This is a genomic window from Streptomyces sp. NPDC001732, assembly GCF_053596315.1.
The window spans coordinates 1-20392 of the sequence record NZ_JBSFFY010000042.1 but is presented as its reverse complement, the minus strand read 5'-3'; the positions used below and the strand labels follow the sequence as shown (position 1 = coordinate 20392).

Genomic DNA, 20392 nt, shown 5'->3' with positions numbered 1-20392 from the left:
GCTGGTGTCCGGTCGGTCGGTTTCCCTTTCCGTTGTACGAGGAGCGTCGTAATTTGACGGACGTCGTAGTACGGTGTGTATCGTACTAGCGATTCTTCCGTACCCGTCGAAACGGAGTCCGACGTGAGTGCCCTCTTCGAGCCCTACACCCTGCGGTCGCTCGTCATTCCCAACCGGGTCTGGATGGCGCCCATGTGCCAGTACAGCGCCGCACCTGTCGGGCCGGCCGCGGGCGTCGCGACCGACTGGCACTTCGCCCATCTCGCGGCGCGTGCCATCGGCGGCACCGGGCTCATCCTCACCGAGGCGACGGCCGTCAGCCCCGAGGGCCGGATCAGCCCCGCCGACCTCGGCATCTGGAACGACACCCAGGTCGCCGCCCTCCGCCGGATCACCGACTTCATCAAGGAGCAGGGGTCCGTTCCCGGCGTCCAGCTCGCACATGCCGGGCGCAAGGCATCCACTGCGGCTCCCTGGCTGGGCGGCGCCCCGGTCGGGGACGAGGCGCACGGCTGGACGCCCGTCGCCCCCAGCCCGCTGCCCTTCGACGACGGTCATCCCGTACCGCACGAGCTGACCGTCGAGGAGATCCGGGGCATCGTCGACCGCTTCCGCGACGCGGCGCGCCGCGCGGTCGAGGCGGGGTTCCAGGTCGCCGAGGTGCACGGCGCCCACGGGTACCTCATCGGCGAGTTCCTCTCCCCGCACAGCAACCGGCGCACCGACGAGTACGGCGGCAGCTTCGAGAACCGCATCCGCCTCGCGCTGCAGGTCGTCGACGCGGTCCGTGAGGTCTGGCCGGAGGACCTGCCCGTCTTCTTCCGCGTCTCCGCGACGGACTGGCTCACGGAGAACGACGAGGACGAGCGCGAGGGCTGGACCGTCGACGAGACCGTGCGGCTGGCCACGGAACTCCAGGCCCACGGCGTCGACCTGCTGGACGTCTCCAGCGGCGGCAACGCGCCGCGCGCCCGCATCGGGACCGGTCCGGGGTATCAGGTGCCGTTCGCCGAGCGGGTCAGGAACGAGACCTCGCTCCCCGTCGCGGCGGTGGGCCTGATCACCGAACCGCAGCAGGCCGAGAAGATCCTCACCGAGGGCCGGGCGGACGCGGTGCTCCTCGGGCGCGAGCTGCTGCGCAACCCCTCGTGGGCCCAGCAGGCGGCCCGTGAACTGGGCGCTGAGATCCGCACGCCGAACCAGTACCTCCGGGCGGTCTGACCGAGTCGCCCGGTCAGGAGGTGCGGTGTGTCGCCCCGGGCGCAGGCGCCCGCCCGGGGCCGGGCGGCCGCCCGTGTCCGATCCATTTCCACACCCGGCCCATTGCTACGGATCCGCGAGCGAGCCCGAGGAACCGGTTCCGCCCCGGTCCGGCTGTCTCGGCTGCGGGGCCGCCGTGGCCGGGGAATGGCGGAATACGACGCGGGGTTGGGATGTCCATGACCTTCTATGTGGACGTGACCGTACGGGGCTATGAACTCGACACCCAGGGACATCTGAATCAGGCCGTTTATCTGCAGTACGCCGAGCACGCGCGCTGGGAACTGCTGCGCGCGGCCGGTCTGCCGCAGGACAAGCTGCTGGCCAGTGGTGTGGGACCGGTGGCGCTCGAAACGACGGTGAAGTTCCGGCGGGAACTGCGCGGCGGCGATCGGGTGCGGGTGACCTGCCGGTTCGTGTACACCGGGGGGAAGACGTTCACGGTCGCGCAGCAGATCCTCAAGGAGGACGGCACCGTTGCGGCGGAGGTCACCGGCGTGGCCGGGATGCTGGACCTGGCGGCCCGCAAACTGATCGCCGACCCGGCCGGGCACCTCGCCTCGCTCGCCGAGAATCCGGATCTGCTCAGCGGCTGATCCGAGCAGTTGAACCGGGCGGAGGGCCGGTCCGGGGCGTCCGGTGCGGGTATCCGTGCCCGTGCCGGTGGGGGAGGCAGTGCTGGTGCGGGTGTCGCTGTGGGGCTCCGGCGGGTGGTTTCCGTGACGACTCCCGGCCCCGTGCGAGGGCGCGCCGCGCCGTGCCCCGTCGCGCGGACACCACGGACGCCGCCTCCTTCCGGTCTCGAACTACGATGAATCTCGTAGCATGGAAGGCCGATCAGAGCCGATCGTGGAAGACCGGTCATGGAGGACCGACCGTGGAAGGTCGGCCGCGGAAGGCCGGAACAATCCAGGAAGTGGAGCCGTCGTGACCCCCCTCAGCGCCCCTGCCGCAAGCGCCGCCGAGGCCGGCGGCCGCGTGCTCGACCATCCCGCGCGGGACGAGATCCGCATCGAAGGGGTGCTGCACGCGCTCTCCGACCCGATGCGGCTGCGCGTGGTCCGCGAGCTGGCCGCCGCCGACCGCGAACTGACCTGTTCCTGTTTCGACCTGCCGGTGTCCAAGTCCACCTCCACGCACCACTTCCGGGTGCTGCGCGAGAGCGGGATCGTCCAGCAGATCTACCGGGGGACGGCCAAGATGAACGGGCTGCGCCGCGACGACCTGGAGGAGCTGTTCCCCGGGCTCCTCGACAGCGTCCTCGGCGCGGCGAACCTCCAGGCGCAGCGCCTCGGCGAGGACCGTTAGGGCCCCGGGCCGCGGGACGACCGCCCCGCCCCATCCGGCCATGCCTGCGGCCTGCGGCCCGGGGCCCCGCATCCCTGTGGCCCCGGCCCGCGCCGCGCGTCCCCGGCCTGCGGCATTGCCGGGCCGGGGATGCGCGACGGGACCCCGTCAGGGCGTCATCGTGCGCATTCTGTTGATCTCCACCGTCTGCTGCGCGACTACGTCCCCGGCCATCTCCTCGATCTGCACGTCGTTCCCCTCCGAGAGGACCTCGGTCGCCATCGTGACCGCCCCTTGATGGTGGGTGATCATCAGCTTCAGGAAGAGCTTGTCGAAGGCGGTGCCCTTCGCCCCGCGCAACCGCTTCAGCTGGGCGGCGGTGGCCATGCCGGGCATCGCCGAGTGGTCGTGGCCGCGGGCGGTTCCGCGCTTCTCGCCGTCGTTGTGCGTGAGCCAGCCCTCCATGGCGCCGATCTCCGGTTTCTGGCCCGCCGCGATGCGCTCGGCCAGCCGTTTGACCGCGGCGGAGCCGGCGCGATCGGGGGCGAGACCGGTCATCTCCAGTGCCTGGGCGTGGTGTTGGATCATCATCTGCGCATAGCGGAAGTCGGCGGAGTTCGCCCGGTCGTTCCCGGCGGCCTTCGCGGCCTCCTCCGCGGACAGGGTGCGGGCGGGCTCGCCCGGCTTCCCCGGTGCCACCACCGAGGGGCCCCCGCCCGCCCGCGCCCCGGCGGCACGGTCCTCGCCGCCGTCCGCGTCGCACGCACTCAGGGCCAGGGCCGTGGACAGGACGACCGCGACGAGCGCGGAGCTGCGTACACACATGGTCTGACGGCGGATCAACAAGTGGACCTCCATTGCCCCATGGGTCGGTTGTGGCCGTGCTGACACGCTTCCGCACGACAGCGACCGGAAACTTTCGGCACGTCTCCGCCGCCATCTGTCGGGATCATCGCGGGAAGGACCATACTGCCGGAGACCGTGAACCGTTCAACTACGTTCGGACACATGGGAGGACGCAGTGATTTCGTTGCGTACGAACCCGGCACGGCGCAGACACCTGGGTGTGGTGGCAGCCGCCGCCGGCCTGCTGGCCGCTGTCCTGACGGCCGGGCCCGCGGCCGCCACGCCCGACCCCGGTGACACGTCCGCGGCCCGCACCGGTGCCTCCACCGCCCAGCAGGCCGAAGCCGAGGCCGCCATCAGGAGCGGTGAGATACCCGGCGTGGACGAGATGGTCCACAGCAGCAACATCACCCACCTGGCCAACGTCCCGAAGGACGCACTCAAGGGGCTGAACACGGACCTGGCCTTCCAGGGGAAGTACGCCTACGCCGGAAACTACGACGGCTTCCGGATCTTCGACATCAGCGACCCGAAGTCCCCGAAGACGGTCTCGCAGGTCCTCTGCCCCGGCTCGCAGAACGACATCTCGGTCTCGGGCAACCTGCTCTTCCTGTCCACCGACTCCTCGCGCAGCGACAACTCCTGCACCAGTACCACCCAGCCCGCCACGGAGAAGTCCTCCTGGGAGGGCATGAAGGTCTTCGACATCAGCGACAAGCGCAACCCGAAGTACGTCGCCGCGGTCGAGACCGCCTGCGGGTCGCACACCCACACGCTGGTGCCCGAGCGCAGGAACGTGTACGTGTACGTCTCCTCGTACTCGCCGAGCGAGGCGTTCCCGGACTGTCAGCCGCCGCACGACGGAATCTCCGTCATCAAGGTGCCGCGCAGCGCACCCGAGAAGGCCGCGGTCGTGAACTTCCCGGTGCTCTTCCCGGACGGCGGCAACCCGGGTGCCCCGACCAACCCGGGCGTCTCCAAGACCACCGGCTGTCACGACATCACCGTGCTGCCCTCGAAGGACCTGGCCGCCGGTGCCTGCATGGGGGACGGTCTGCTGTTCTCCATCAAGGACCCGGAGAACCCGAAGATCATCGACCGGGTGCAGGACAACGTGAACTTCGCGTTCTGGCACTCGGCGACGTTCAACCAGAAGACGGACAAGGTCGTCTTCACCGATGAGCTCGGCGGCGGTGGCGCGGCCACCTGCAACGACGAGGTCGGCCCGGACCGCGGCGCCAACGGGATCTACGACATCGTCGGCAGGGGAGACCACCGCAAGCTGGTCTTCCGCAGCTACTTCAAGATCGACCGCCCGCAGGCAGCCACCGAGGTCTGCGTCGCCCACAACGGTTCGATCGTCCCGGTCGAGGGCCGCGACGTGATGGTCCAGGCCTGGTACCAGGGCGGAGTCTCGGTGTGGGACTTCACCGACTCGTCGAAGCCGAAGGAGATCGGCTACTTCGAGCGCGGCCCCGTCAGCACCGACGCCGTCACCACGGCCGGCCCCTGGTCGGCGTACTACTACAACGGCTACATCTACTCCAACGACATCGCCAAGGGCCTCGACGTCCTGAAGATCGACGACCGGCGGACCGACCCGGCGAAGCGGGTGCGGCTGGACGAACTCAACGTCCAGACGCAGCCGGACTACTTCGACCACTGACCGGTGCCGGTCAGCACCGGCCGTCAGGATCGCCCGGAGAAACCGTCCGGCTCCACCGTGTGACCGCGGCGTGCCCCGGGGCGCCCCCTCCCCGCGGCACGCCGCGACGGTCGCCACGGGGTGGTGCGGGGCTGCCGGGGAAGCCGGGCACGGATGCGGGATGCAGCCGGGGTCGTACGACGTCGCCTGGGAAAGGGCGGGATCAGGCGGCGTGCCGGGTGCTTCCGTGAGTCGCCGCGGCCCACTCCACCAGCAGCCGCTGGTACTGCTCCTCGTCCTCCGGGGACAGACAGCCGCCGGAGCGCTGCCACAGGTCGCGAATTTCTTCGTTCACCACGGCGGCGGTACGCGTGGAATCGGAGGAGCACGGAGAACGGGACATACATACAGGCTAAGGCCACGATGTGATAATCGGACCCATTGGGTGTCAGGGACATCTCTCACATGTCCGTCGGGCAACGCCCGGTACCAGTTCGAGCGTCCGCAGTCCGTCGGGCCGCTCCTCCACCGGCAGATGCTGCACGAAGCGTACGTCACAGCCCAGTGCCGCCGCCCCGCCGTCCGCGCGCCGGTCGTCGCCGACCATCACCACATCCGTCGGATCCAGTTCGAGAAGCGTGCAGGCCGTGTGGAAAAGTCGTGCGTCCGGCTTCTGGACGCCGTGCTCGTACGACAGGACGTACGCGTCGACCGGGGCGTCCAGCCCGTGCGTCCGGAAGACCGGCCGCAGGTCCCAGCCGATGTTGCTGACCACACCGACCCGCACCCCGGCGTCGCGCAGTGCGCCGAGCACCTCCGCGGCGTCCGGGTAGGGCCGCCAGGCTTCGGGCGACCGGTGCCGCTCGTACAGCGCGTCGTACAGCCCCGGATCCGGCAGGTCCACCTGCCGGGCCAGGGCCGTGTACGCCTCCCGGTGCAGTTCCGCGCTCTCGTCGCGGGCGGCCCACACGGAGGCGAGCCCTGCGGGGAGGTTCCGGGGGAGCGGGCCGCCCGGCAGCGCTCCGGCGGCCTCCAGCTCCCGCGCGTACCGCTCGAAGTCGGCCTCGTCCACCGTCGTCCCCCGCTCCACGAGGACCGCGCGCAACCAGGACCGGACCGACTCGATGCGGAAGAGGGTCCCGGAGAAGTCGAAGAGCACACCCTTGATCTGCATGGGGCGATCCTCCCCGGTCGGGGAGCGGAGCGACAAGGCCGTCCCGGGGCGGTGCGGCGGGAGCGTTCCGGGATGCCGGGGCGACCGCCGTCTCCCGGGGCCGTGCGGGCCCGGGAGACGGTTCAGGGACGGTGCGGCACGGTGGCGCGGTCGCCACGCTCGTAACGGACGAACCCGGCGATCGAGAACCCCACCAGGGCCGCCCCCAGCAGCCACCCGCCCAGCACGTCGCTCATCCAGTGCACACCGAGGTAGAGCCGGGTGAAGCCCACGCCGATCACCGAGACGCACGCCACCACCAGCGCCGCCCACCAGGGTCCGGCCCCCGCGCCGTGCCGGCGCAGCAGCCAGAGCAGCAGACCGCAGCTCACCGTCGCGGTCATCGCGTGGCCGGACGGGAACGCCGCGTAATGGGCGGTGTCCACCGGGTCGGGCCACTGCGGCCGCTCCCGGCCGACCGCGGCCTTCAGCCCCTGCTGGAGCAGCGTGGACAGCAGGCTCGTCGCCGCCACCCAGCCCGCGAGCAACCGCGCCCCGCGCCACCACAGGGCCACCACGGCCACCGCGATCAGGATGCGCATCGTCCACGGGTCCCACACCCAGTCGCTGAGGATCCGGTTCACATGGACGAGCCCGGGTTCGGTCACCGCTCTGCGGTGCAGTGAGATCGCGACCGTACGGTCCGCCTCCATCAGCGGGGACCAGCGGACGGCGACGAGGACCAGCAGTGCCAGGCCGAGGAACGCACAGACCGCACCCGCCCCGAAGAGCGTGACACGAGGGCGCGCCCCGGCGGACCGGGAGGGCGTCGGGGTTGCTGTTGACATGGAGCGATCTTCGCGGAAGACCCGCGACGCGGGCTATCCCAGAGCACTGAGTCCCGGAAGGAAGGCCACCAGCAGCGGAACCGCCGGTACCAGCGTGGCCGCCGCGGTCAGCCGGAGCCGACGGCCCGCCGTGAGCCGCTCCACCGGGGTCAGCAGGCGGTTCACCCGCAGCGGCAGATCGGTCCCCGGCGTCGGGCAGGGGCCGAACACGCCCCGGTCCTCGTTGAGTTCCACCAGGGCGAGCGCGATCGTCAGCCGTCCGAAACGCCGCGACGCCACGTCGTCCGCGGCCAGTTCGACCAGCCGGTGCATTTCGTCACGGAAGGCCGCGAACACCGGGACCTGCGGAAAACCGATCGCGAGCGCGCCCGCGCAGTGCAGCAGCCAGTCGTGCCGCGCCCTCGCGTGCCCCTGCTCGTGCGCCAGCACCGCATCCAGTTGACGCCCTTTCAGGCGGCTGAGTGCCGCGGTGGTGATGACCAGTTGGGGCGCGGCACCCGGCAGCCACCAGGCATCCGGACGCTTCCCCTCCAGGACGACGAGACGACCGCTGCCGGGCTCCTCGCCGGGCAGCAGCGGGGCCCGCACCAGCAGTTCGGCACGGCGCTGCCTGCGACGCACCTGGGCCCGGTGGACCTCCCGGGCCAGCATCACCGCCGACCACACCCCGCCGAGTGCCAGCAGCACGGCCATGACGGCGGACCATTGCCCGTGCCCGCCCAGGGCGTACGCGTCCACCACGGCACGCGGCGCCGGTGCGAAGACCTGACCGCGCACGGCCTGCCAGGCCGCCGCCGCGCTGAACGTCATGGAGAGCGCGAAGGAGAGCAACACCCCGGCCACCACGCACTGCCACACCCACAGCGCCACCACGGGCTCGCGCTCCGGCCACCGGAACCGCGCCATCAGCCGCGGAGTCAGGACGGCAGCCAGTGCACCGAGCGACAGCAGCACCAGGGAGACCAACATGGCATCAGCCTATTGAGGGTGCGGTACCCACGGGTATGGCTCTGCACGGCAAGTGACGCACGCCACGGTTTGCCGCCCCTCACATTTCACAGAGCGAGCAGCATCGCGAACATCCCCATCCCCATCGCCAGTCGGCAGGCGAGCGCCAGCTCGGGCCGCGCGCCCCGGCCGCCCCCGGCCGGACCGTCGCCGTCGCCCCCGCCCGCTGCGGCGGCCACGGGTATCAGCCGGACCCCCGACCGCACCACGTACACCGCGTAGTAGGCCAGCAACAGCCCGGTCAGCAAAGGTATTCCGCCTGCCGTGACCGCCGCGCCGTGGCCCGGGTGCCCCCCGTGTCCGCCCTGTGCCGTCGCCCCGCCGGGCGCCATCGTCAACGCCATGTAGACCATCGCCACCGAGCCCACCAGGTGGTGCAGATGGTGTCCGCTGCGCCGGGAGAACCACAACGCGCGCAACGCCGCCGCGCCGAACAGCACCGCGTACACCGCCCACCCCCACGAGGGTGGTGGCACGACGGCCGCCGGCACCGCCATGGCGGCCATGCCGAAGCCCATCAGCGCCTCGGCGCGCGCCGTCCTGAGCCCCTCCCCGGTCTCGCTGCGGGTGCGCAGCAGGCAGTACGCGCCCGTCAGCGCGCACAACGCCATCAGCAGCCACCCGGACATCGCCGGTCCGTGCACAGCGCACCTCCCCCTGGACGTACGACGCGGTCCCCCTGGTCGATGCCCGGCCCGGGAGTGTCGTACGCGGCGCACTGGGGTGCAGGGGAGCGCGCGGAGGTGGTGTTCACCGCCGCGCCGTGTGCTCCCGTGCCTCGCCCGGCCGGGCATGTGCCTTGCCCGGCCGGGCATGTGCCTCGCTCAGTCGACCGTGAGCCTTGGCTCAGTCGACCGTGAGCCTTGGCTCAGTCGACCGTGAGTGCCTTGAAGGCGCGTGCCTGCTCGGTGATGGCGCGCTCCGTCGGCAGCCGTTCCATGGACGAGGCGCCGAAGAATCCGGCGATGCCTGAAGTGTGCTCCAGGATGTAGCGGGCGTCCTCGGGCTCGGCGATCGGGCCGCCGTGGCAGAGCACGACGATGTGGGGATTGACGAGCTTGGCGGCGTCGTGCATCTCCTGTACGGCGGCGGCGGCCTCGTCGAGGGTGAGCGCGGTGGAGGCGCCTATGGACCCCTTGGTGGTCAGTCCGACGTGCGGGACCAGGACATCGGCACCGGCCCGCGCCATCTCGGCGGCCTGCTCGGCGTCGAAGACGTACGGCGCGGTGAGCAGATCGCGTTCGTGGGCCTGGCGGATCATGTCGACCTCCAGCCCGAAGCCCATGCCGGTCTCCTCCAGATTCTCGCGGAACTTCCCGTCGTACAGGCCGACCGTGGGGAAGTTCTGCACGCCGGTGAAGCCGATGGCCTTCAACTGGTCGAGGAAGTTGCCCATGATCCGGAACGGGTCGGTGCCGCACACCCCGGCGAGCACGGGGACGTCCCGCACCACGGGAAGGACCTCGCCCGCCATGTCGAGCACGATGGCGTTGGCGTCGCCGTAGGGCAGCAGGCCCGCCAGCGAGCCCCGGCCGGCCATCCGGTAACGGCCGGAGTTGTAGATGATCAGCAGGTCGACGCCGCCGGCCTCCGCGCACTTGGCGGACAGGCCGGTGCCCGCGCCTGCGCCGATGACGGCCTTGCCGGAGTGGATCTGCCTGGTCAGGCGGGCCAGGGCCTGGTTGCGGTTCACGGTTGGGCTCCTGTTCGGTCGTGGTGCGGGCGGGACGGGCCGCCCGGTGCGGGCGGCCGGGCCATCGGCCGCCCCGTTCGGTATCGGGTGTCCGCCCCGCTCAGGCGGGCGCGTCCGGCCGCCCGGACGCGCTGATCAGCCGGTGGAGGTGATCGGCGGCGGCGACGGCGAAGGCCGGGTCGTTGAGATGGGCGTCGAGCTCGCGCAGTTCGACGGCGCTGCCGCGCAGAGCGATGCGCAGGGAGGCCAGCCCGGCCGCGTCGGCCTGCGGATCGTGGAAGGGCCCGCCCGGGGCGTCCACGGCGGAGACGCCGTCCAGCGGCCACAGGACCGCCGTCGGGCCGTGCGCCGCGGCCAGCTTCCGCCCCATGGACTCGCCGAGCTCCGCCATCTCGCCCGTCGTGGTGCGCATCAGGGTGACGGTGGGGTTGTGCACGAGCAGGCGCCGGTCGGCGAAGCGCTCGGGGACGGTCTCCCGGGCGCCGAAGTTGACCATGTCCAGCGCGCCGGGCGCGACGACCTGCGGGAGACCGGCCCGGCCCGCCGCGGTGAGCCGGTCCGGGCCCGCGCTCAGCACGCCGCCGACCAGGTCGTCCGCGAGTTCGGTGGTGGTCAGGTCCAGCACGCCGGAGAGGAAACCGCCCGCGGCGAGCTTCTCCAGCGCCCGGCCGCCTGCACCGGTGGCGTGGAAGACCAGGACCTCGTAGCCGAGCTCGTCCAGACGCTGCCGCGCGGCGTCGACCGCGGGGGTGGTGACGCCGAACATGCTGGCGCCGATCAGCGGGCGCCCATGGATCCGCGGCTCGTTCAGGCTCCGCTCGTGGTGGACGGCCATGCCCGCCGCCGCGGCCACCGCGTTGCCCAGGATCTGCGACGACACGGAGTTGATGCCCGCCACGTCGACGACGCTGTACATCATGGTGATGTCGCTGCTGCCCACGTACGGCGACACGTCCCCGCAGGCCATGGTGGACACCAGCACCTTCGGAACGCCGATGGGCAGGGCTCGCATCGCGTGGGCGGCGATGAACGAGCCGCCGCTGCCGGCCACCGCCAGCACCGCGTGCAGCCGCCCCTCACGGTGCAGGTCGCCGACGACCAGCTCGACGCCCCGGGCCATGGCGGTCACCGCGGCGCCCCGGTCCCCGGCGGCGCGCAGCGCCTCCAGGTCGTGCCCGGCGCGGCGGGCGACGGCCGCGGCGTCGACGTCGCCCGAGGGGGTGCCCGCGGACGGGGGCAGCACCCCGGCGTCGACGAGCACGACGTCGCACCCCGACGCGCGCAGCCGCTCCGAGAGCCACGCGTACTCCGTCCCCTTGGTGTCCAGCGTCCCGACGAGCACCACGGTCGCCATGTTCTGCTCCTTTGCAACGGCGTTCTCCCGATCATGGGACGGGCACCGGAGGGCGGCAAAGACCACTTGGCGGCAATTGGCCTGGAGCAGGCGATGATGGGGCCATGGACCGGATTCCACCCACCCGCCTGTCCCGTCTGCTGACCGGATGGTCCAAGGGCGGCCCCGGCCCCCTGCCGCAACTGCTGGCGCAGGCGCTGCGCGAGCTGGCCCAGCGCGGGGACGTGGCACCGGGCACCCTGCTCCCCTCGCAGCGCGCCCTCGCCTCGGCCCTGGGAATCAGCCGCAGCACCGTGACCGCCGCGTTCGGTCTGCTGGAGGCCGAGGGCCGGCTGGAGAGCCGGCAGGGCAGCGGCTCCCGGCTGAGGGGCTCCGGGGCGATGGGCGAACCCGCCACCGAGGGGCGGTTGGCCAGCTTCGGGACCCGGGACGGCGGCATCGACCTGTCCAGCGGCGCGCTGGACGGCCTGTCCACCGTCGCGGAGGCGGTCGGTGACCTGTCGGCCCGCGACCTCGCCACGGCGCTGACCGGCGACGGATACCTGCCGTACGGGCTGCCCGAGCTGCGTGAGGGGATCGCCGGTTACCACCGGGCCGCGGGCCTGCCGACCTCCCCGGAGCAGATCCTGGTGACCGCCGGGTCCCAGCAGGCCGTCTGGCTGATCACCCAGGGGCTGGTCGAGCCGGGCGACACGGTGGTCGTGGAGGACCCGACCTACCGGGGCGCCCTCGAAGCGCTACGGGCCCGCGGCGCCCGGCTGGTCCCGCTGCCCGCGGACACCGCCCCCGGCGACAATGCCGCCGCCCTGGCCCGCCTGGCCCGCCACGTCCGCCCGCGCCTCGTCTATCTGCAGCCGGCCGTCCACAACCCCACCGGGCGCGGCATGACCGAACACACCCGCCGTACCTGGGCCGCCGTACTGGCCGAACAGGGCCTGTACACCGTGGAGGACAACGCCAACGCGGAACTGTCCCTGCACCACGACGCCGCGCCGGTCTCCCTCGCCGGTCTGCTGCCGCCCGCCGCGACGGCCACCATCGGCACCCTGTCCAAGCTCTTCTGGGGCGGTCTGCGGCTGGGCTGGATCCGCGCCTCCACCACCGTCATCCGCCGTCTGGCGGACATCAAGCGGTCCGTCGACCTGGCCTGCCCGGTGGTGGAGCAGATGGTGGCCGTGCGGCTGCTCCGGCAACTGCCCGAGGCCCGCGCCCTGCGCCGTTCCCGGCTGCGCGAACGTCTGGCGGAGACCGAACGGCTCCTGCGCGACCGGGGGACCGGCTGGCGGTGGGAACGGCCCGTGGGGGGCTCCGCCCTCTGGGTGGAGATCCCCTGGGCGGACGCCGAGGCCACCGCCCAGCTGGCCCGCCGCGCGGGCGTGCTCATCGTCCCCGGCCCGGCGTTCTCCGCCGTGGACGGGTTCCGGCACCACCTGCGCCTCCCGTTCGCCGATCACGACGGCGGCCTGGAGCGGGCCCTGCCGCTGCTGGTCGACTGCGCGGAGCGGAGCCGCACCGCGCACTGAGAACCCCGTCGGCCACGAGCCCTCAGGGCCGGTAGCGCAACGGATGGTCCGCCGGCACCTCCACCACGACGATCCTGTGCCCGTCCGGGTCACGGATCCACATCTCCACCAGCCCCCACGGCTCGCGCACCGGCGGCCGCAGCACCTCGACCCCGCGGGCCGACAGCTCCTCGTGGGCCGCCCGCACGTCCGCGACCTGGAGCCACAGTTCGAGACCGGGCACCGGCGGTCCGGCGGCCCGCCCGGAGACCTCCAGGAAGCCGCCGCCGAGGAAGTAGACGGTGCCCCGTTCGGGGCCGGTACCGAACTCCCGGTGGACGGACAGCCCGAGGGCCTCCCCGTAGAAGACCCGTGACCGTTCGGGATCGACCGGACGCAACAGGATCCGACTGCTCAGCACATGGACCATGTCCCGACTCTAGGACCGTCCGCGCGGCCCCGCCCTCCGCGCGAACGACGCCACTTCCGGAACACGCCCCAGGACCGTCCGCGCGGCCCGCCCCTCCCGCGGTGGACACCGCCCCTCGGCCGGCGGCACGAGGGTTACGCTGCTCCGGCACCGCCACAGCAGAGGATCGGAGAGCCATCGCCATGGACACAGCTCCTGCCCAGGACCCGGGACAACTGACTTTCCGCGACGCGGACGACGCCGATGTGCCCGCGCTCGTGGCACTGATCGAGTCGGCGTACCGCGGGGACTCCAGCCGGGCCGGATGGACCACCGAGGCGGATCTCCTCCAGGGGCAGCGGACGGACCCGGACGGGGTCCGCCAGGTCGTCGAGGCCCCTGGCAGCCGGTTGCTCGTGGTGGAGCGCGACGGCGACCTCGTCGCCTGCTGCCAGCTCGAACACCGGGGCGAGGCCGCCTACTTCGGGATGTTCGCGGTCCGCCCCGAACTGCAGGGAGAGGGGCTCGGCAAGGTGATCATCGCCGAGGCCGAGCGCGTCGTCCGGGAGAGCTGGGGGACGACCGAGATGCACATGACCGTGATCTCGGTGCGCGACGAGCTGATCGCCTGGTACGAGCGGCGCGGTTACCGCCGTACGGGAAAGCTCACCCCCTTCCCGTACGGCGACGAGCGCTTCGGCATTCCGCAGCGCGACGACCTCACGTTCGAACTGCTGGTCAAGGACCTGGTCTGAGCGGCCCCGTCCTCATGCGGTGAAGCGGCCGGCGCGGCGGATCTCCGGGTAGTCGGTGGTCGCGCCGTCCAGCCGCAGGGCGCGGGCCAGCCGCAGGTGGTCCTGGGTGTTCACCACCCAGCCGATGACCTTCAGTCCCTCGGAGTGCGCCCGCTCGACCACCTCCAGGGTGAGACGGCGGATGTTCAGGGCCAGGGTCGCCGCTCCCACCGCCTTCGCCCGCTCCACCACGTCCCCGCCCCAGCGGCTCGCGATGAGCACGGTCCGTACGCCCGGCACCAGCCGGGCGATCTCGGTGACCGCCCCGTCGTGGAACGACGACACCTCGACCCGGTCGACGAGACCGCGCCGCAGCATCACCTCGGCCAGGACGCGGGCCGCGGCCGCGTCCTTGATCTCCGCCTGCACGGGGGACCGCACGGCGTCGAGCACCTCCTCGAAGACCGGCACGCGCTCGCCCTGCCCGGCATCGAGTTCACGCAGCTCGGACAGGGTCTTCAGGGCGATCGGCCCCGTGCCGTCGGTCGTGCGGTCGACCTCGGCGTCGTGCATGACGGCCAGTGCGCCGTCCTTGCTCAGATGAAGGTCCAGCTCGATGGCGTCCATCCCGGCCCGCTCCGCGCGGACGAACGAGCGGAGCGTGTTCTCCGGCTCGACGCCCATCACCCCGCGATGACCGATGGTGAGAAAAGACAAGGCAACCCGCTTCCGTCGACGGCCTCTTCCACGTGCCACTCCTACCCGCGAGGCGGCGGGGCATCACGGCGGAACGGCGGCGGGAACCCGGCGCCGACGGTCCGGGCGGCCCGATAGCCGACGTACGGCGAGGCCGATGGAAGCAACCGTCGACATGGTTTCACGCAGGAAGAATCACGGTGACCATGGGGGTGCGGCAGGATAATTTACCGAGGCTCCACTTGTTCGTAGCAACCGCACATGTATACGGTTGCTTGACGCGAGGTTCTCCCGTGGAGGAAGTGTTATGACGGAAATTCTTGTGCAGGACGTCGCCACGGGTGACATAGCTACGGATCGGCGGGTGGTCGACCACCCCGCATGGCCGACGCTCAAGAACGCCGTGGAGGAGATCCGTCCCTGGCAGTCGAAGGACGGTTCCATCGACTTCGAGGCCGAGGGCGCGCCCACCCGGGACGCCGCCCGGACGACCCTGGAGCAGGTGATCTCCGCGGTCGAGGCGCTGTCCCCCCTGCTGCCGCACGACGCCGCGTACCACCGCGCCCTCGTCACGGACCTGCGCCGCTGGGCCACGGACGGTTTCGGCGTGCCGGACTTCCTCGACTCGCTGCTCGCCTTCCAGCCGGCCAAGGACCGCGCCGACGGGCTCCAGCACCTGGTCGTCTTCGCGATGTACACGCAGAACGGCAACCCGGACCGCAACCTCGAAGCGGTCGTGCTGCGGATGGTCTGGCCGCAATGGCTGGCCGAGCTCGAAGCCACCCGTTACGACAACCCGCTGTTCTGCGGCATCACCTTCGAGGACTTCACCTCGGGTTACGACACCAACTCCGCCGTGCTCTTCCCGGAGACCATCGCCGTGCGCGAGGCCCCCGAGCGCTTCAGCTGGGGCGGCATCTTCTGCGACCGCGAGGCCGCCCGCTTCCGCCGGGTCACCGAGGCGTCGGTCGAGCTGCTCGGCGTCGAACTGCCCGACGACATCCGGGAGATGGTCGGTGACCAGCGGCGCTGCGAGCAGGCCTTCGTACTCTGGGACATGGTCCACGACCGGACGCACAGCCACGGCGACCTGCCGTTCGACCCCTTCATGATCAAGCAGCGCCAGCCGTTCTGGATGTACGGGCTCGAAGAGCTGCGCTGCGACCTCACCGCCTTCAAGGAGGCCGTGAAGCTGGAGGCCGACGGCTTCGCCCAGGGCCGCGACGTGCAGTACGCCGTGCTGTTCGACCGGATGTTCCGCTTCCCCGTCACCGGCGAGCGCGTCCGCAACTACGACGGCCTCGGCGGCCAGCTGCTCTTCGCGTACCTCCACAAGCACGACGTGATCCGCTGGACCGACAACAAGCTGAGGATCGACTGGGACCGCGCCCCGCAGATCACCAACCAGCTCTGCGGCGAGATCGAGAAGCTCTACCGCGACGGCATCGACCGCCCCAAGCTCGTCCACTGGTTCGCCGCGTACGACCTGGTCTCCACCTACCTTGCCCCGCACCCGGGCTCCCGCTGGGCCAAGGGCCCCGAGGCGCTGGACCTGTCGCAGCCGCCGCGTAAGCTCGTCGACGATGTGCTTCCTGACGAGTTTCCCCTGAGCATGTTCTATGAGGCGCTCGCCAAGAAGCTGAAGAACGTGATCGCCTCCACCAAGGGGATCACCGCCGCGGCCGCCGAGCAGGCAGCCGCGTGAGCGCCGGGTCCGAGGAGGCGGTGGCCATGAACGCAAACGGCAAGGGCAACGGGAGCGGTGCTCTCGAAGGTGCCGTGATCGCGGTCGCAGGGGCTGCGGGGCCGGCCGGCCGGGCCGCCCTGCTGAGGCTCGCCGAGGCCGGAGCGACCGTCGTCGCCTCCGACGCGGACGCCACCCGCCTGGCCGAGGCGGTCGACGCGGCGCGCTACGCCCACGGCGGCGCCACCGTCACCGGCGACACCGTCGACCTGCTCGACCTCGGGGCCACCCGGGAATGGGCGCACAAGACCGAGAAGGAATTCGGCCGGATCGACGGCCTGGTCCACCTCGTCGGCGGCTGGCGCGGCAGCGCGAGCTTCGCCGAGACCGACCTCGCCGACTGGAACCTGCTGGAGAAGCTGCTGATCCGTACGGTCCAGCACACCTCGCTGGCCTTCCAGGAGGGGCTGCAGCGCAGCGACCGGGGCCGCTACGTGCTGATCAGCGCGGCCGGGGCGAGCAAGCCCACCGCCGGGAACGCGGCCTACGCCGCGTCGAAGGCGGCCGCCGAGGCATGGACCCTCGCCCTCGCGGACGCCTTCCGCAAGGCGGGGGGCGACGAAGGGCCCAGGACGGCGGCTGCGATCCTGATCATCAAGGCACTGGTGCACGACGCCATGCGCGCCGAGCGCCCGAATGCGAAATTCGCGGGCTTCACCGACGTCAGGGACCTGGCCGATGCCATCGCCGGCGTCTGGGACCGGCCCGCCCCGGAAGTGAACGGAAAGCGCCTGTGGCTGACCCCACAACCGTAAGGACCGACGCGCGACGTCACCACGACCCGCAGGTACGCGGCTTCGCCAGCGACAACTACGCGGGCGCGCACCCGGAGATCCTTGCGGCCGTCGCCCTCGCCAACGGCGGTCACCAGATCGCCTACGGCGAGGACGCGTACACCGACCACCTTCAGCGCGTCATGCACAGCCACTTCGGCCCCACCGCCGAAGCCTTCCCGGTCTTCAACGGAACCGGCGCCAACGTCGTCGCCCTCCAGGCGATGACCGACCGCTGGGGTGCGGTGATCTGCGCCGAGTCCGCCCACATCCACGTGGACGAGGGCGGTGCCCCGGAGCGGATGGGCGGCCTCAAGCTGCTCACCGTGCCCACCCCGGACGGCAAGCTCACGCCCGAGCTCATCGACCGGCAGGCGTACGGCTGGGACGACGAGCACCGCGCCATGCCGCAGGTCGTGTCGATCGCCCAGAACACCGAACTGGGCACGGTCTACACCCCCGACGAGATCCGCGCCATCTGCGACCACGCCCACGGACACGGCATGAAGGTCCACCTGGACGGGGCCCGGATAGCCAACGCCGCGGCGTCCCTGGACGTGCCGATGCGCACGTTCACCAACACCGTCGGCGTCGACGTCCTGTCCTTCGGCGGCACGAAGAACGGGGCGATCTTCGGCGAGGCCGTGGTCGTCCTGAACCCGGATGCCGTCCGCGCCATGAAGCACCTGCGCAAGCTCTCGATGCAGCTCGCGTCGAAGATGCGCTTCGTCTCCGTGCAACTGGAGGCGCTGCTCGCCGGGGACCTCTGGCTGCGCAACGCCCGGCACGCCAACGCCATGGCCCAGCGCCTCGCGGAGGGGGTGCGGGCGGTGGGCGGCGTCGAGATCCTCCACCCCGTTCAGGCCAACGCGGTCTTCGCCCGGTTGCCGTACGCGGTGAGCGAGCGGCTGCAGAAGCGCTTCCGCTTCTACTTCTGGGACGAGGCCGCCGGCGACGTGCGCTGGATGTGCTCCTTCGACACCGCGGAGGAGGACGTCGACGCGTTCGTCCTCGCACTGAAGGAGGAGATGGCGAGGTAAGCACCGCCGGACAGCCGTGCGGCAGGCCGGGAAGTCACCGACTTCCCGGCCTGCCGCATGCCCGGGGACCGGACCCGCCGGGCTCCGGGAGGGCGGGCCGGTGCCGGCCCTCCCGGAGTGACGTTTCGGCGCCGGAACCGGTCGCGTCAGCTCTTTTCGCGCAGCTCGGCGGGGGAGGGAGCGGTGCCGCCGAGGTGCGCCGGCACCCACCAGGTGTCGGTCGCGTCCTTCGGACGCACCGGATGGGCGCGCTGGGCCGCTTCCAGGAGCTCCTGGACCCGTTCGCGCAGCCGCCGGGTGATCGCGCCCGCGTACTGGTCGGCAGGCGCCTCCACGGGCTCGCCGACCCGGATCGTCACCGGGAAGTGGTTGCGCTTGAAGTTGCGCGGACGGCCCTTGGTCCACAGCCGCTGCGTCCCCCACAGCGCCATGGGGACGAGCGGCACGCCGGCCTCCTGGGCCAGCCGGGCGGCACCCGACTTGAAGCTCTTCAGCGTGAACGACTCCGAGATCGTGGCCTCGGGGAACACCCCGACCACTTCGCCGGAACGCAGCGAGGTGAGCGCGTGGGCGTAGGCGTGCTCGCCCTGCTTGCGGTCGACGGGGATGTGCTTCATGCCGCGCATCAGCGGCCCGGAGACCTTGTGCCGGAAGACCGACTCCTTCGCCATGAAGCGGACGAGCCGCTTCTGCGGCAGAGCCGCGAGCCCGGTGAAGATGAAGTCCAGATAGCTGATGTGGTTGCTCACCAGTACCGCGCCACCGGTCTTCGGGATGTGCTCGGAACCCTGAGTGTCGATCTTCAGGTCAAGCGCCTTGAAAAACGTGAGGGCGGCGCCGATGACCGGCCGATAGACGAGTTCTGCCATCTGGGGAAGACCCTTCTTCAGCGCCTGAGGAGGGTTCTCCCGGCGGAAGTTACGCAGCCGTAGGTTTGCGGCATGGCGCCGATCGTGCCCCATGTACGACGCGGTGGCCAGTCTCAGAGGGCACGGGGCGCGAGATTCTCGTCACGTGGAACCGGCGGGAATGTCTCGTCGGCCGGTGGCGCTGACCACCTGCGGGAAGTTCCGAACAGGAGGCCGAAGGTGGACGGGCAGGGAATCGGGGGCACGCTCGACGCGGCCCGAATCGGCGCGGAGCTGGGGGAACGGGCCACGCTCGTGCAGTTCTCCAGCGCGTTCTGCCAGCCCTGCCGGGCGACCCGCCGCACCCTCGCCGAGGTGGCGCGCATGGTGGACGGCGTGGCCCACGTCGAGATCGACGCCGAGGCGCATCTCACTCTCGTGCGGGAGCTGGGGATCAGCCGGACGCCGACCGTCCTGGTCCTCGACGCCGACGGCCGGATCGCCCGCCGGGCCGCGGGACAGCCGCGCACCGCCGACGTGGTCGCCGCCCTGGGGCAGGTGTTGTGACGGACCGTGATGCATCTCCCACATCGGGGAACGCCCTTGACTGCACCCACCGTGCATCGTCAGTCTGACGCTATGCCGTCTGAAAACCTTCTCCACGGCCGGGTTCATGTGGACCTCGCCCGCAACGCGAGCGCGCGCTGTCCGGGTGCCTGAGCAACCACGGCCCCGTACGCCCTCTTCGCAGAAGGACATCTCCATGACGGCTTCCCCCGAGCTCGGTGCTCCCCGCACGGCCTCCCCCGAACTCCTCCGTTCCGTCTTCCGGCAGCACGCCGCCGGAGTCGCGGTGATCACCGCGGCGGGCGACCGGCCGGTGGGTTTCACCGCGACCTCCCTCACCTCCGTCGCCGCCGAGCCCCCGCTGATCTCCTTCGGCGTGGGCACCTCGTCCTCCAGCTGGCCCGTCGTGGCCGAGGCCGAGCACATCGGCGTCCACATACTCGGCGAGCACCAGCAGGAGCTGGCCGCCACTTTCGCCCGCAGCGGCGCCGACCGATTCGGGCCGTCCACCTTCTGGCGCAACGGCCCCGAAGGCGTGCCGGTGCTCGACGGCGTGCTGGCGTGGCTGGTCTGCCGCGTGGTGGCGCGGGTCCCGGCGGGGGACCATTGCATCGTGATCGCCGAGGCCGTGGTCGGGGACCCGGCCGGAGGCGGGCGTCCGCTGCTCTATCACCAGGGCCGTTTCACCGCTCTGCGGGACTGAGGACGGCCAGGCGGCACAAGGGCTCGGGGCGTTGGCCAGATCACAGCTCCGGGCGCTTGCCCATCGGTGGGACGCTGGGTGTACTGACTAGTAATATTTCGTTCGGAGCGCCGGTCATCCCGACCGGAAGCCGCCCCATCAGGCGCCTATGCTGCGTGCAACAAGGCAGCCCGGAAAAGACGATGCAGTAGGAGAGCCGGCGTGAGCTTGAGGATCGTTGTCTGTGTGAAGTACGTGCCCGATGCCACGGGTGAGCGGCGTTTTGCCGATGATCTGACGGTG

General features: G+C 71.4%; 22 protein-coding genes and 1 pseudogene. 12 read left to right on the top strand and 11 right to left on the bottom strand.

Translation table 11 applies throughout. The features are described 5' to 3' along the window. The first annotated feature begins 123 nt into the window (after nucleotides 1-123). The 3 genes from ACWCXX_RS29455 to ACWCXX_RS29445 all read left to right on the top strand — a co-directional run bounded on the left by ACWCXX_RS29455 (nucleotide 124) and on the right by ACWCXX_RS29445 (nucleotide 2568). Complete coding sequence (locus tag ACWCXX_RS29455) at nucleotides 124-1221, top strand: NADH:flavin oxidoreductase/NADH oxidase (protein ID WP_451132462.1); 1098 nt, start codon at nucleotides 124-126, stop codon at nucleotides 1219-1221. A 218-nt stretch (nucleotides 1222-1439) separates the two neighbouring features. Further along, nucleotides 1440-1856 carry an acyl-CoA thioesterase gene (locus tag ACWCXX_RS29450; protein ID WP_451132460.1) on the top strand — a complete coding sequence of 139 codons (417 nt, stop codon included), beginning with the start codon at nucleotides 1440-1442 and terminating at the stop codon, nucleotides 1854-1856. A gap of 331 nt (nucleotides 1857-2187) precedes the next feature. Next, on the top strand, nucleotides 2188-2568 hold the full coding sequence (locus ACWCXX_RS29445; protein ID WP_451132458.1) for an ArsR/SmtB family transcription factor: 381 nt from the start codon (nucleotides 2188-2190) through the stop codon (nucleotides 2566-2568). A 147-nt stretch (nucleotides 2569-2715) separates the two neighbouring features. Here ACWCXX_RS29445 and ACWCXX_RS29440 read toward each other — a convergent pair whose 3' ends face one another. Beyond that, on the bottom strand, nucleotides 2716-3372 hold the full coding sequence (locus tag ACWCXX_RS29440) for a DUF305 domain-containing protein (RefSeq protein ID WP_451132456.1): 657 nt from the start codon (nucleotides 3370-3372) through the stop codon (nucleotides 2716-2718). 196 nt (nucleotides 3373-3568) lie between these two features. On the opposite strand from ACWCXX_RS29440, the gene ACWCXX_RS29435 reads away from it, so the two are divergent. Continuing rightward, nucleotides 3569-5059, top strand: coding sequence for an LVIVD repeat-containing protein (locus ACWCXX_RS29435; protein WP_451132454.1), 1491 nt, complete (start codon nucleotides 3569-3571; stop codon nucleotides 5057-5059). Between the two features lie 202 nt (nucleotides 5060-5261). On the opposite strand, the gene ACWCXX_RS29430 is transcribed toward ACWCXX_RS29435, so the two are convergent. The 7 genes from ACWCXX_RS29430 to ACWCXX_RS29400 all read right to left on the bottom strand — a co-directional run bounded on the left by ACWCXX_RS29430 (nucleotide 5262) and on the right by ACWCXX_RS29400 (nucleotide 11094). Beyond that, nucleotides 5262-5441 carry a hypothetical protein gene (locus tag ACWCXX_RS29430; protein ID WP_451132452.1) on the bottom strand — a complete coding sequence of 60 codons (180 nt, stop codon included), beginning with the start codon at nucleotides 5439-5441 and terminating at the stop codon, nucleotides 5262-5264. A gap of 45 nt (nucleotides 5442-5486) precedes the next feature. Next, complete coding sequence (locus tag ACWCXX_RS29425; protein ID WP_451132450.1) at nucleotides 5487-6212, bottom strand: HAD family hydrolase; 726 nt, start codon at nucleotides 6210-6212, stop codon at nucleotides 5487-5489. A gap of 122 nt (nucleotides 6213-6334) precedes the next feature. Then, on the bottom strand, nucleotides 6335-7039 hold the full coding sequence (locus ACWCXX_RS29420; protein ID WP_451132448.1) for a phosphatase PAP2 family protein: 705 nt from the start codon (nucleotides 7037-7039) through the stop codon (nucleotides 6335-6337). 33 nt (nucleotides 7040-7072) lie between these two features. After that, nucleotides 7073-8008 carry a M56 family metallopeptidase gene (locus ACWCXX_RS29415; RefSeq protein ID WP_451132446.1) on the bottom strand — a complete coding sequence of 312 codons (936 nt, stop codon included), beginning with the start codon at nucleotides 8006-8008 and terminating at the stop codon, nucleotides 7073-7075. A gap of 86 nt (nucleotides 8009-8094) precedes the next feature. After that, entirely contained in the window at nucleotides 8095-8691 is a 597-nt protein-coding gene (locus tag ACWCXX_RS29410) for a DUF5134 domain-containing protein (RefSeq protein ID WP_451132444.1), read from the bottom strand. A gap of 224 nt (nucleotides 8692-8915) precedes the next feature. After that, nucleotides 8916-9740, bottom strand: a complete 825-nt coding sequence (locus ACWCXX_RS29405) for a phosphoenolpyruvate hydrolase family protein (RefSeq protein ID WP_451132442.1) — start codon at nucleotides 9738-9740, stop codon at nucleotides 8916-8918. 100 nt (nucleotides 9741-9840) lie between these two features. Next, nucleotides 9841-11094 carry a Tm-1-like ATP-binding domain-containing protein gene (locus ACWCXX_RS29400; protein WP_451132440.1) on the bottom strand — a complete coding sequence of 418 codons (1254 nt, stop codon included), beginning with the start codon at nucleotides 11092-11094 and terminating at the stop codon, nucleotides 9841-9843. Nucleotides 11095-11198: 104 nt separating this feature from the next. On the opposite strand from ACWCXX_RS29400, the gene ACWCXX_RS29395 reads away from it, so the two are divergent. Then, nucleotides 11199-12617 (top strand): aminotransferase-like domain-containing protein, encoded by a 1419-nt coding sequence (locus tag ACWCXX_RS29395; protein WP_451132438.1) that lies wholly within the window; start codon nucleotides 11199-11201, stop codon nucleotides 12615-12617. Nucleotides 12618-12639: 22 nt separating this feature from the next. On the opposite strand, the gene ACWCXX_RS29390 is transcribed toward ACWCXX_RS29395, so the two are convergent. After that, a complete protein-coding gene (locus ACWCXX_RS29390; RefSeq protein WP_451132436.1) occupies nucleotides 12640-13026 on the bottom strand; it encodes a VOC family protein in 387 nt (128 codons plus the stop codon). 182 nt (nucleotides 13027-13208) lie between these two features. On the opposite strand from ACWCXX_RS29390, the gene ACWCXX_RS29385 reads away from it, so the two are divergent. Continuing rightward, nucleotides 13209-13760 (top strand): GNAT family N-acetyltransferase, encoded by a 552-nt coding sequence (locus ACWCXX_RS29385; RefSeq protein ID WP_451132434.1) that lies wholly within the window; start codon nucleotides 13209-13211, stop codon nucleotides 13758-13760. A 12-nt stretch (nucleotides 13761-13772) separates the two neighbouring features. Here the strand turns inward: ACWCXX_RS29385 and ACWCXX_RS29380 are convergent, their stop codons facing one another. After that, nucleotides 13773-14456: a glycerophosphodiester phosphodiesterase gene (locus ACWCXX_RS29380; protein WP_451132432.1), complete on the bottom strand. Its 684-nt coding sequence runs from the start codon at nucleotides 14454-14456 to the stop codon at nucleotides 13773-13775. Between the two features lie 286 nt (nucleotides 14457-14742). On the opposite strand from ACWCXX_RS29380, the gene ACWCXX_RS29375 reads away from it, so the two are divergent. From ACWCXX_RS29375 to ACWCXX_RS29365, 3 genes are read left to right on the top strand one after another with little or no spacing between them, the layout of a single operon-like run. Then, the gene (locus ACWCXX_RS29375; RefSeq protein WP_451132430.1) at nucleotides 14743-16140 is read left to right on the top strand and encodes a DUF6421 family protein; all 1398 of its coding nucleotides are present in this window, start codon (nucleotides 14743-14745) and stop codon (nucleotides 16138-16140) included. Nucleotides 16141-16166: 26 nt separating this feature from the next. Further along, nucleotides 16167-16934 carry an SDR family NAD(P)-dependent oxidoreductase gene (locus ACWCXX_RS29370; RefSeq protein ID WP_451132428.1) on the top strand — a complete coding sequence of 256 codons (768 nt, stop codon included), beginning with the start codon at nucleotides 16167-16169 and terminating at the stop codon, nucleotides 16932-16934. Continuing rightward, on the top strand, nucleotides 16913-17992 hold the full coding sequence (locus tag ACWCXX_RS29365; protein ID WP_451132426.1) for a threonine aldolase family protein: 1080 nt from the start codon (nucleotides 16913-16915) through the stop codon (nucleotides 17990-17992). The genes ACWCXX_RS29370 and ACWCXX_RS29365 overlap by 22 nt, the downstream gene beginning before the upstream one ends. Before the next feature lie 146 nt (nucleotides 17993-18138). On the opposite strand, the gene ACWCXX_RS29360 is transcribed toward ACWCXX_RS29365, so the two are convergent. Then, nucleotides 18139-18861: a lysophospholipid acyltransferase family protein gene (locus tag ACWCXX_RS29360; RefSeq protein ID WP_451132424.1), complete on the bottom strand. Its 723-nt coding sequence runs from the start codon at nucleotides 18859-18861 to the stop codon at nucleotides 18139-18141. Between the two features lie 219 nt (nucleotides 18862-19080). Between ACWCXX_RS29360 and ACWCXX_RS29355 the strand changes: the two genes are divergently transcribed. The 3 genes and pseudogenes from ACWCXX_RS29355 to ACWCXX_RS29345 all read left to right on the top strand — a co-directional run. Continuing rightward, nucleotides 19081-19407: a TlpA family protein disulfide reductase gene (locus tag ACWCXX_RS29355; protein WP_451132422.1), complete on the top strand. Its 327-nt coding sequence runs from the start codon at nucleotides 19081-19083 to the stop codon at nucleotides 19405-19407. Nucleotides 19408-19603: 196 nt separating this feature from the next. Next, nucleotides 19604-20110 carry a flavin reductase family protein gene (locus tag ACWCXX_RS29350; RefSeq protein ID WP_451132420.1) on the top strand — a complete coding sequence of 169 codons (507 nt, stop codon included), beginning with the start codon at nucleotides 19604-19606 and terminating at the stop codon, nucleotides 20108-20110. A gap of 201 nt (nucleotides 20111-20311) precedes the next feature. Then, a pseudogene (locus tag ACWCXX_RS29345) lies at nucleotides 20312-20392 on the top strand (electron transfer flavoprotein subunit beta); the annotation flags it as partial.

Coding starts and splice junctions, on each gene's coding strand:
- ACWCXX_RS29440 (WP_451132456.1), bottom strand. CDS start 3,372: ATGTGTGTACGCAGCTCCGCGCTCGTCGCGGTCGTCCTGTCCACGGCC.
- ACWCXX_RS29350 (WP_451132420.1), top strand. CDS start 19,604: ATGACGGCTTCCCCCGAGCTCGGTGCTCCCCGCACGGCCTCCCCCGAA.
- ACWCXX_RS29430 (WP_451132452.1), bottom strand. CDS start 5,441: ATGTCCCGTTCTCCGTGCTCCTCCGATTCCACGCGTACCGCCGCCGTG.
- ACWCXX_RS29395 (WP_451132438.1), top strand. CDS start 11,199: ATGGACCGGATTCCACCCACCCGCCTGTCCCGTCTGCTGACCGGATGG.
- ACWCXX_RS29370 (WP_451132428.1), top strand. CDS start 16,167: ATGAACGCAAACGGCAAGGGCAACGGGAGCGGTGCTCTCGAAGGTGCC.
- ACWCXX_RS29450 (WP_451132460.1), top strand. CDS start 1,440: ATGACCTTCTATGTGGACGTGACCGTACGGGGCTATGAACTCGACACC.
- ACWCXX_RS29360 (WP_451132424.1), bottom strand. CDS start 18,861: ATGGCAGAACTCGTCTATCGGCCGGTCATCGGCGCCGCCCTCACGTTT.
- ACWCXX_RS29425 (WP_451132450.1), bottom strand. CDS start 6,212: ATGCAGATCAAGGGTGTGCTCTTCGACTTCTCCGGGACCCTCTTCCGC.
- ACWCXX_RS29375 (WP_451132430.1), top strand. CDS start 14,743: ATGACGGAAATTCTTGTGCAGGACGTCGCCACGGGTGACATAGCTACG.
- ACWCXX_RS29415 (WP_451132446.1), bottom strand. CDS start 8,008: ATGTTGGTCTCCCTGGTGCTGCTGTCGCTCGGTGCACTGGCTGCCGTC.
- ACWCXX_RS29420 (WP_451132448.1), bottom strand. CDS start 7,039: ATGTCAACAGCAACCCCGACGCCCTCCCGGTCCGCCGGGGCGCGCCCT.
- ACWCXX_RS29400 (WP_451132440.1), bottom strand. CDS start 11,094: ATGGCGACCGTGGTGCTCGTCGGGACGCTGGACACCAAGGGGACGGAG.
- ACWCXX_RS29385 (WP_451132434.1), top strand. CDS start 13,209: ATGGACACAGCTCCTGCCCAGGACCCGGGACAACTGACTTTCCGCGAC.
- ACWCXX_RS29390 (WP_451132436.1), bottom strand. CDS start 13,026: ATGGTCCATGTGCTGAGCAGTCGGATCCTGTTGCGTCCGGTCGATCCC.